Genomic DNA, 9,642 nt, shown 5'->3' with positions numbered 1-9,642 from the left:
CGAGCCGAACGTCCGATTCGCAGCAGCTACCGACCTCATCCAACCTCGACGAGCCAGAACCACCCATTGTCTCCGATACATAGGTGACAAGAGAAATCCATACCCCGGTGTATCGACGGTTTTGTTGCAATTCGTTACAAATCGCCCAGCTCATCTACCCCCCGATCGCATTGTCGAAACGCACCGTTCAGACGCGGCGCGCGACACCTCTCCCCCTGGGCCAATCAATTGCAACCGACGATCTACACCCCAATCCACATCAGTCACCTCGGACAATTTACAGGGCCGCCAAGTACTGGGTGCCTGAGCTCGAACAAGATTCGACAGTCGCTGATCGAGACTATCGGTACACGCCGACAGACCGACGAAAGAACGCGCCGACCAGCGGTCGGCGCGTTCTTCGATTTACGGTACGAAGCTTCAGGAAAAGCCCACACCAGTCACACTCTTCAGGTGCTCGCTGCTGACCCCTGGAGCCAGCTCCACAAGCTGCAGCCCGTCCGCGGTGACGTCCAGCACTGCCAGGTCGGTGATGATCCGGTTGACGACGCTCTGACCGGTAAGCGGCAGCGTGCAGGCCTCGACGATCTTGGGATTGCCGTCGCGGTCGGTGTGCTCCATCACGACGATGACGCGGCGGGCTCCATGGACCAGGTCCATCGCCCCGCCCATACCCTTCACCATCTTGCCCGGCACCATCCAGTTGGCAAGGTCACCGGTCTTCGATACCTGCATCCCGCCGAGCACCGCGGTGTCGATGTGACCACCGCGGATCATGCCGAAGGAGAGAGCCGAGTCGAAGAACGCGGCGCCTGAATTGACGGTGACGGTTTCTTTACCTGCATTGATGAGGTCGGCATCGACCTGATCGTCGGTCGGATACGGTCCAGTACCAAGGATGCCGTTCTCGCTGTGGAGGACCACCTTGACGCCCTCGGGCAGGTAACTGGGGATCAGCGTCGGCAGGCCGATGCCGAGGTTGACGTACTCCCCCGGCCGCATCTCGGCGGCAGCGCGAGCGGCCATCTCGTGGCGAGTCCAACCGATACGGGTTTCCTCTGCACTGGTCACTTGGTGCCTCCTGAGACGGTCCGCTTCTCGATCCGCTTCTCCTGTGGGCCTGTGTGTACGACGCGCGCGACGAACACTCCAGGTAGGTGCACGTGCGCGGGGTCGATGTCGCCCGGCTCGACGAGGTTCTCCACCTGCGCGATGGTGATCCGGCCGGCCATGGCAGCAAGCGGGTTGAAGTTCATCGCCGTCTTGTTGAAGACGAGATTTCCTTCGGTGTCACCGTAGTCCGCATGCACGAGCGCGAAGTCAGCCGTGATCGCCTCTTCCAATACATACGTGCGGCCACCGAACACTGCCGTCGCCTTCGGTGGCGACGCCACGGCGATCGAACCGTCCGCGTTGTATCGCCACGGCAAGCCGCCCTCAGCGATCGGTGTGCCGACGCCCGCCGGCGTGTAGAACGCCGGAATGCCGGTACCGCCTGCTCGCAGCCGCTCGGCCAGCGTCCCCTGCGGCGTCAACTCCACTTCGAGCTCACCGGCGAGATACTGGCGGGCGAACTCCTTGTTCTCCCCCACGTACGACGCCGTCACCCTGGCGATCCGGTGCGCGCCGAGCAGAATGCCGAGACCGTAGTCGTCGACACCGCAGTTGTTGGAAAACACCTCGAGATCGGTGGCGTCGCCGTCGGCGATCGCCGCGATCAGTGCGTCGGGAATACCGCACAGCCCGAAGCCGCCCACTGCGAGCCTGGATCCGCTCGCGATGTCGGCAACTGCCTCAGCTGCCGTATTCACGACTTTGCTCATCCGTTAGTTCTCCTTCTGCTGAAAGATTCCGGCTCGGTGAAGAAGCTTCTCGGCGTGACGAAGAACGGGAGCGTCGACCATCTTGCCCTCGAACGCGAACACACCACGTTCAGTAGACACCGCGGCAAGCACTCGTGTGGCCCAGTCGATCTCTTTTTCCGAAGGTGCGAAGGCACCACGGATGACCTCGACCTGACTCGGGTGGATCGCAACCTTCACATCGAAGCCGACTGCGACAGCATCAGCGGACTCGACGCCCAGGCCGACGAGGTCCTTGATGTCGAGGTACACGGAATCGACAGCCAACCGGCCGTAGCTCTTCGCAGCCAGGAGAGACGTCGATCGGACGTGCTTGGCAACGTCGCGGTACGAACCGTTCGGGTGCCTGCTCGAGTTACCGCCGAGACCGGCCACAAGATCCTCGGCTCCCCACATGACACCGATGGCGTTCGCAGCAAGCGCGATGTCGGCCACGGCGAGGGCTCCTCGCGGGGACTCGACGAGTGCAACCACGTCCGCCGGTGCGAGCGAGAGGACGTCCTCGGCCGATTCGCACTTGGACAGCATGAGACGCGAATAGTGTGTGCCGTCCAGCGCGATCAGATCGAGTTCGTGATCAGGCGTACCGACCGGATTGACGCGCACAATCGTCCGGTCCGGATCGAGAGGAGTGTCGATCAGGGCTGCACGCGCGGCTTCCTTGTCGGCCGGAGCCACCCCGTCTTCGAGATCGAGGATCACGACGTCGGCAACGGCCGCGGCCTTCGCGTAGCGCTCGGGTCGATCCGCCGGGCAGAACAACCACGCCGGCCCCGGCGGCGTCCACGTCATGAGGACACCTCGGCCGGGCGAAGCTGCACCAAGGTCTTGCGCGTGGCGAGTGCCACGACGTCACCGTGCTGGTTGCGTCCGGTGTGCACGAGCGTCACGATGCCTTCGCCCGGACGGCTCTTCGACTCACGCTTGTCCGCGATGAGCGTCTCGGCGTACAGGGTGTCGCCGTGAAAGAGCGGCTTCGGGAAGCTGATCTCGGAGAAACCGAGATTGGCGACGATGGTGCCCTGCGTCAACTGCGCGACCGAGAGGCCAACGATTGTCGAAAGGGTGAACATCGAATTGACCAGCCGCACACCGAATTGAGTGTCCTCGCTGTACGCCGCATCAAGATGCAGCGCCTGCGTGTTCATCGTCAGAGTCGTGAACAGGACGTTGTCAGCCTCGGTCACCGTTCGACCTGGCCGGTGCTCGTAGATCGCGCCGACCTCGAACTCCTCGAACCAGAGTCCGCGCTGAGTGATCTTCTTGGGGTTCGTCACAACCCTGCCTCACGAGCGATGAGCATCAACTGCACCTCGGTGGTTCCCTCACCGATTTCGAGGATCTTGCTGTCACGGTAGTGACGCGCGACGGCGTACTCGTTCATGAAGCCGTATCCACCGTGGATCTGGGTGGCGTCGCGAGCGTTGTCCATGGCAGCTTCGGAGGAGATGAGCTTGGCGATGGATGCCTGCTTCTTGAACGGCTTGCCCGACAACATGAGTGCGGCCGCGTCATAGTACGCGGTACGTGCGACGTGGGCACGAGCCTCCATTCGCGCGATCTTGAACGCGATGGCCTGGTTGTGTCCGATGGGGCGACCGAACGCCTCGCGCTCCTTGGCGTACTTGATCGACTCGTCGACGCAGCCCTGGGCGGCACCGACACTCAACGCGGAAATAGCGATGCGGCCTTCGTCGAGGATGCGCAGGAAGTTCGCGTAGCCACGGCCGCGCTCACCGAGCAGATTCTCCTCGGGGACACGAACATCGGCGAACGTGAGGGGATGGGTGTCGGATGCGTTCCAACCGACTTTGTTGTACGCCGGTTCGGCCGTGAAGCCGGGCGTCGTGGTCGGCACGAGGATCGTCGAGATCTCCTTCTTGCCGCCGTCCTTGACACCCGTGACCGCGGTGACCGTCACGAGCTTGGTGATGTCGGTGCCCGAGTTGGTGATGAACTGCTTGTTGCCGTTGATGATCCACTCACCGCTGTCGAACTTCGCGGTGGTCTTGGTTCCGCCGGCGTCGCTACCCGCGCCGGGTTCGGTCAGGCCGAAGGCAGCCAACGACTTGCCGCTGGTGAGCTGCGGAAGCCACTCTTGCTTCTGTGCCTCGTTACCGAAACGGTAGATCGGCATGGCACCAAGGGACACACCGGCTTCGAGAGTGATCGCAACACTCTGGTCGACCTTGCCCAGCTCTTCGAGCGCCAGGCAGAGTGCGAAGTAGTCGCCACCCATTCCGCCGTACTCCTCGGGGAAGGGCAGGCCGAACAGTCCCATGTCCGCCATCCCGGCAACTACCTCGTACGGGAAGGTGTGGTTGGCGTCGTGCTCGGCAGCAACCGGCGCCACGACGGTCTTGGCGAAATCGGCAACGGTCTTGGCGAGCTGCTGGTATTCGTCCGGAAGCGCTCCGGTGGCAAGGTAATCGGACATCAGGCGTCTTCCTTCTGCGTCGTGTTCTCGGTCTTTTCTTCGGCAGTCTCTTCGTCTTGGGCAGGTACCACGCGGGCCAGAACCTGATCCACCATCACCTGATCGCCCTGACGGACGAGAACTTCCACGATTCCGTCGATCGGGGAGGTCAAGGAATGCTCCATCTTCATGGCCTCGACCACGACGAGCGGTTGTCCCGCGCTCACTGCTGCGCCGTTCTCGACGTTGACTGCGATGACGGCACCGGGCATGGGGCTGGCGATTTCGGCGTCGCCGGCGTGCTTGTCCTCACCGCGAACACTGACCTCGGCGACCTCGCGCACGTGCCAGGTTCCGCCGCCTGCCAGCCACAAACCACCGTCGGTCTCGGCGACGACAAACGTGCGTCGGCGTCCGTCGATCACTACCGCCAGTTCGGATCCCGTCAGGGTCGCGCTGAATGCGCGCGGCTGTGAGCCTTCGACCTCGACCTTCGCATCGGCCGGAACGCCGACGATCGCAACGTGCGCCGTTCGGGTGCCGGCGGAGAGCCTGATGCTGGTCGGAGCGGGAGTTCCGACGCGCCATCCGCTCGGGACGTCCCAGGGATCAACGGATTCCGAAGTAGTCCACCGCGAGAGCCAGCGATAGGCCGCGGCAGCAATGAGAACCTCGTCGGATGCGTCGGCCGCAACGAAGTCTTCGACGCGACGATCGAGGAGACCGGTGTCGAGGTTGCCCGCGATCACATCCGGATCGGCGAGGAGGAATCGTGCGAACTCGATGTTGGTCACGACTCCGAGCACGGCGGTGTCACCGAGTGCGCGATCCAGCTTGCGCAGTGCGCCTGCACGATCGGGAGCGTGGGCGATGACCTTGCTGAGCATCGGGTCGTAGTCACTACCGACGACGGTGCCGGCGAGCAGCCCCGAATCAACGCGGACGCCGGAACCTGACGGCTCGACCAGATCCACGACGCGGCCGCCGGTCGGCAGGAATCCACGGCCCGGGTCCTCCGCGTACACACGAGCTTCGATGGCGTGCCCGGTCAGCGTGATGTCGCTCTGGGAGAAGGCCAACTTCTCCCCCGCTGCCACACGTACCTGCCATTCGACCAGATCCAGCCCGGTCACCATCTCGGTGACGGGATGCTCGACCTGCAGTCGGGTGTTCATCTCCATGAAGAAGAACTCGTCAGGCTTGTCTGCGGAGACGATGAACTCGACGGTGCCGGCGCCGGTGTAATCGACGCTTCGAGCGGTGTTGCACGCTGCCGCACCGATGCGGTCACGCGTCACCTGATCGAGCAGCGGCGACGGAGCCTCTTCGATGACCTTCTGATGACGCCGCTGCAGGCTGCATTCGCGCTCACCGAGGTGAACGACGTTGCCGTGCTGGTCGGCGAGAACCTGGACCTCGATGTGCCGGGGCCGCAAGACGAATCGCTCGAGGAACAGAGTGTCGTCGCCGAACGACGACGCGGCCTCACGGCGTGCACTGCGAAGAGCCTCGGCCAGGTTGGCCGGGTCCTCGACCAGGCGCATACCCTTGCCGCCGCCACCCGCTGAAGGCTTGACCAGTACCGGGTAACCGATGTCCTCGGCTGCCGCGATCAGTTCCTCGTCGGTCAGGTTCGGACGAGCGATGCCCGGGACCACCGGGACGTCGAACGCGGCGACTGCGTTCTTCGCGGTGATCTTGTCGCCCATCACTTCGATGGCTCGCTCGGACGGGCCGAGGAAGGCGATTCCCGCGGCCGCACAGGCAGCCGAGAACGCCGAGTTCTCCGACAGGAAGCCGTAACCCGGGTGAATACCCTGAGCGCCGGTGGACTTGGCAGCGTCGATGACCTTGTCGATGACGAGGTAGCTTTCACGCGCCGCAGCCGGTCCGATGTTGACGGCAGTGTCGGCTTCGCGGACGTGGCGAGCATTCGCGTCGGCGTCGCTGTAGACGGCGACGCTGCGAATTCCCAACTCACGCAACGTGCGGATCACACGAACCGCGATCTCACCGCGGTTTGCCACGAGAACAGTATCGATAGTGCGTAACTCAGTCATTTCGCTCACATCCGGAAGACGCCGTAGGAGACCGGCTCGATCGGCGCGTTTGCACACACCGAGAGAGCCAGGCCGAGAACAGTTCTGGTATCTGCGGGGTCGATGACACCGTCATCCCACAGCCGAGCAGTGGAGTAGTACGGATTTCCCTGAGCCTCGTACTGCTCGCGGATCGGCGCCTTGAAGGACTCTTCGTCCTCGGCCGACCACGGATTACCCGCGCTGTCGAGCTGGTCACTACGAACGGTCGAGAGCACCGACGCGGCCTGCTCGCCGCCCATGACCGAGATGCGCGCGTTCGGCCACATCCACAGGAAGCGAGGCGAATACGCGCGTCCACACATGGAGTAGTTGCCGGCGCCGTAAGAGCCGCCGATGACAACCGTCAGCTTCGGAACCCGTGCACACGCAACTGCCGTGACCATCTTGGCGCCGTGCTTGGCGATGCCACCGGCCTCGTAGTCGCGTCCCACCATGAAGCCCGCGATGTTCTGCAGGAACAGCAGCGGCACACTGCGCTTGTCGCACAGTTCGATGAAATGTGCTCCCTTCATGGCGGATTCACCGAAGAGAACGCCGTTGTTGGCGATGATGCCGACCGGATGGCCCTCGATGTGGGCGAAACCGGTGACGAGCGTCTTGCCGTATTCAGCCTTGAACTCCTGGAATGCGCCACCGTCAACGAGCTTGGTGATGACCTCGTGCACGTCGTACGGAGTACGGGGATCGGTCGGAACGACGTCGTAGAGCTCGCTCTGGTCGGCAACGGGCGGAACCGTGGAGATGACGTCCCACGGACGCTCGGAGCGGGGGCCGAGCGTGGCAATGATGTTGCGCACGATCCGAAGTGCGTCGCGGTCGTCCTCGGCCAAGTGGTCGGTGACGCCGGAAACCTTGGAGTGCAGGTCGCCGCCGCCGAGTTCTTCGGCCGTCACGATCTCGCCGGTGGCAGCCTTCACGAGCGGCGGGCCGCCGAGGAAGATGGTGCCCTGATTGCGGACGATCACTGCTTCGTCGCTCATCGCGGGCACGTAAGCGCCGCCCGCGGTGCACGAACCGAGAACTGCGGCGATCTGGGGAATCCCCTTGGCGCTCATGGTCGCCTGGTTGTAGAAGATCCGGCCGAAGTGCTCACGGTCCGGGAAGACTTCGTCCTGGCGCGGCAAGAAGGCGCCGCCGGAGTCGACGAGGTAGATGCAGGGAAGGTTGTTCTGCAGCGCAACTTCCTGGGCACGGAGGTGCTTCTTCACCGTCATCGGGTAGTAGGTACCACCCTTGACCGTCGCGTCGTTGGCAACGATCACGCACTCGCGGCCCGACACACGGCCGATACCGGTGATGACGCCGGCGCCGGGGCACTCGTCGTCGTAGAGGCCGTTGGCCGCCAGCGGCGACAGCTCGAGGAACGGGCTGCCCTGATCGAGCAGCGAATCGACGCGATCTCGCGGCAGCAGCTTCCCTCTGCTCACGTGTCGCTCGCGAGAGCGCTCGTTGCCACCCAGCGCTGCTTGCGCCAGTTTCTTCTTCAGTTCGTCCACCAGAACGGTGTGATCGGACCGGTAGCCCGATCCTTGCGTGATTCCACTGGGAGTCATCCCGCCGCCTTCGCCATGAGTTAATGCTCGATAACTGAAACTAGATTAACTATGATTAACTGAGTTGTCCAGAACACAAGCGAAGAAAGATCGAGAGAATGACCTCTGAGCAGGTAGCAGCTCCGACGCGACGCGATCAGATGAAGGCCGACCGCCGTCGTCAACTCTTGGACGCCGCCGCCCGGTTGATCGCCGAGCGCGGATTCGTGAGTGTGCGACTCGAAGACCTCGGAGCGGCCGTCGGCATCAGTGGCCCCGCCGTGTACCGGCATTTCCCGAACAAGGACGCAGTCCTCGTTGAACTTCTCGTCGGCATCAGCACACGACTTCACGAAGGCGGATCAGCTGCGGCGGAGGCTGCGGACTCCCCGAGCGCCGCTCTCGACGCACTGGTGGAGTTCCACCTCGACTTCGCGCTGGGCGAGCCGGACCTGATCCGTATCCAGGACCGCGACCTCGAGAGCCTCCCGGCCGACGCGCGTCGACAAGTACGCCAAACGCAGCGCAAGTACGTCGAGGTCTGGGTTGGGGTGCTCGAGCAACTCGATCCCCAACTCGATCAGGCGGATGCACGCATCAAAGCGCATGCCACCTTCGGTCTGATCAACTCGACCCCACACAGCGCCAACCCCGCTTCGCCGGCACGCGCGCGTCGAGTCCTGCGGGATATGACACTGGCCGCACTGCGCACCCACTGAAACCGGACACGGCACAATCGGTGGCAGACTGGTTACACCAGCTAACAGATGAGGGTGCCGAACGTGGAAGACAGCAGTGGGGTCAGCAGGGCCGATTTCGCCGAACTGCGGACCGAGTTCTCCCGCTTCATGATGTTGTACCAGTTCGGAATCTCCGAACTGATGACCAAGGTGAACATCCTCAAGGACGAGTTCACGCACATCAATCAGTACAGCCCCATCGAACACGTCACGTCACGAGTCAAGTCGCCGGACAGCATCCTGCGCAAGGCTCAGCGCCTGAACGTCCCGCTCACGATCGACGACATCTCGAAGAACATCTTCGACATCGCCGGAGTACGCATCACCTGCAGTTTCATTTCCGACACGTACCGCATAGCCGAGATGCTCACCAGCCAGACGGACCTTCGGGTGATCGAGCGCGAGGACTACATCGCCGATCCGAAACCCAACGGCTACAAGAGCTTGCACCTGATCGTCGAGGTCCCGGTTTTCATGAGCGACCGCGTCCGGCACGTACCGATCGAACTCCAGATCCGCACCATCGCGATGGATTTCTGGGCAAGCCTCGAGCACAAGATATATTACAAGTACAACCGCGAGGTCCCCGTCGAACTCCTCGACGAACTCACCGAGGCTGCTGCCGCGGCACACCGCCTCGACGTCAAGATGGAACGCCTCAACGACGAGTTCGCGAAAATCAAAGCGCTACCGCATCCTGACGACGAAATCCTCGAGCAGGATCTGCCGGCGCAGTTCCTCGAGGCGCTGCATCTTCAGCGGCGGGCGCTCTGAATTTGCGCACCCCTCCCCTGAGTGAACGCGCCTTTCGGCGCATCTGAGGCGACGAGAGTGCCGTTCGCTCACAGCTGGGGTCGGACAACTGGGGCAAACCAAAAGTGGGGCCCCCCCCCACGCCGGGGGGGGGCCCAGTGGAATTTGGGGTGGGGTGTAATTTTTTTGCCGGTAGGCGGCGGAGGGCACAGATAGGGGGTGTGTGTTAAAAAAAAA

General features: G+C 63.0%; 9 protein-coding genes. 2 read left to right on the top strand and 7 right to left on the bottom strand.

Annotated elements, in window-relative coordinates; genetic code table 11:
- Positions 1-420: 420 nt before the first annotated feature.
- The 7 genes from ACFWAD_RS25420 to ACFWAD_RS25390 are packed head-to-tail and all read right to left on the bottom strand — an operon-like array spanning position 421 to position 7,933.
- Positions 421-1,026 (bottom strand): 3-oxoacid CoA-transferase subunit B, encoded by a 606-nt coding sequence (locus ACFWAD_RS25420; protein ID WP_039973146.1) that lies wholly within the window; start codon positions 1,024-1,026, stop codon positions 421-423.
- Positions 1,027-1,067: 41 nt separating this feature from the next.
- Positions 1,068-1,823 carry a CoA transferase subunit A gene (locus ACFWAD_RS25415; RefSeq protein WP_042453312.1) on the bottom strand — a complete coding sequence of 252 codons (756 nt, stop codon included), beginning with the start codon at positions 1,821-1,823 and terminating at the stop codon, positions 1,068-1,070.
- Between the two features lie 3 nt (positions 1,824-1,826).
- Positions 1,827-2,654 (bottom strand): CoA ester lyase, encoded by an 828-nt coding sequence (locus tag ACFWAD_RS25410; protein WP_020906880.1) that lies wholly within the window; start codon positions 2,652-2,654, stop codon positions 1,827-1,829.
- Positions 2,651-3,139, bottom strand: a complete 489-nt coding sequence (locus ACFWAD_RS25405) for a MaoC family dehydratase (protein WP_003942078.1) — start codon at positions 3,137-3,139, stop codon at positions 2,651-2,653. The genes ACFWAD_RS25410 and ACFWAD_RS25405 overlap by 4 nt, the downstream gene beginning before the upstream one ends.
- A complete protein-coding gene (locus tag ACFWAD_RS25400) occupies positions 3,136-4,299 on the bottom strand; it encodes an acyl-CoA dehydrogenase family protein (protein ID WP_007730190.1) in 1,164 nt (387 codons plus the stop codon). The genes ACFWAD_RS25405 and ACFWAD_RS25400 overlap by 4 nt, the downstream gene beginning before the upstream one ends.
- Positions 4,299-6,338: an acetyl-CoA carboxylase biotin carboxylase subunit gene (locus tag ACFWAD_RS25395; RefSeq protein ID WP_378548826.1), complete on the bottom strand. Its 2,040-nt coding sequence runs from the start codon at positions 6,336-6,338 to the stop codon at positions 4,299-4,301. Before ACFWAD_RS25395 ends, ACFWAD_RS25400 begins: the two co-directional genes overlap by 1 nt.
- A 5-nt stretch (positions 6,339-6,343) precedes the next feature.
- Complete coding sequence (locus ACFWAD_RS25390) at positions 6,344-7,933, bottom strand: carboxyl transferase domain-containing protein (protein ID WP_042453308.1); 1,590 nt, start codon at positions 7,931-7,933, stop codon at positions 6,344-6,346.
- 98 nt (positions 7,934-8,031) lie between these two features.
- On the opposite strand from ACFWAD_RS25390, the gene ACFWAD_RS25385 reads away from it, so the two are divergent.
- Positions 8,032-8,631, top strand: a complete 600-nt coding sequence (locus ACFWAD_RS25385; protein ID WP_003941968.1) for a TetR/AcrR family transcriptional regulator — start codon at positions 8,032-8,034, stop codon at positions 8,629-8,631.
- 48 nt (positions 8,632-8,679) lie between these two features.
- Positions 8,680-9,426, top strand: coding sequence for a GTP pyrophosphokinase family protein (locus ACFWAD_RS25380; protein WP_024487832.1), 747 nt, complete (start codon positions 8,680-8,682; stop codon positions 9,424-9,426).
- The last annotated feature ends 216 nt before the right edge of the window (positions 9,427-9,642 follow it).

The sequence above is a fragment of the Rhodococcus sp. NPDC059969 genome, from assembly GCF_042738325.1.
GTDB lineage: Bacteria > Actinomycetota > Actinomycetes > Mycobacteriales > Mycobacteriaceae > Rhodococcus_F.
The sequence above is the reverse complement of the archived record's forward strand: the minus strand, read 5'-3'. Positions and strand labels throughout refer to the sequence as shown.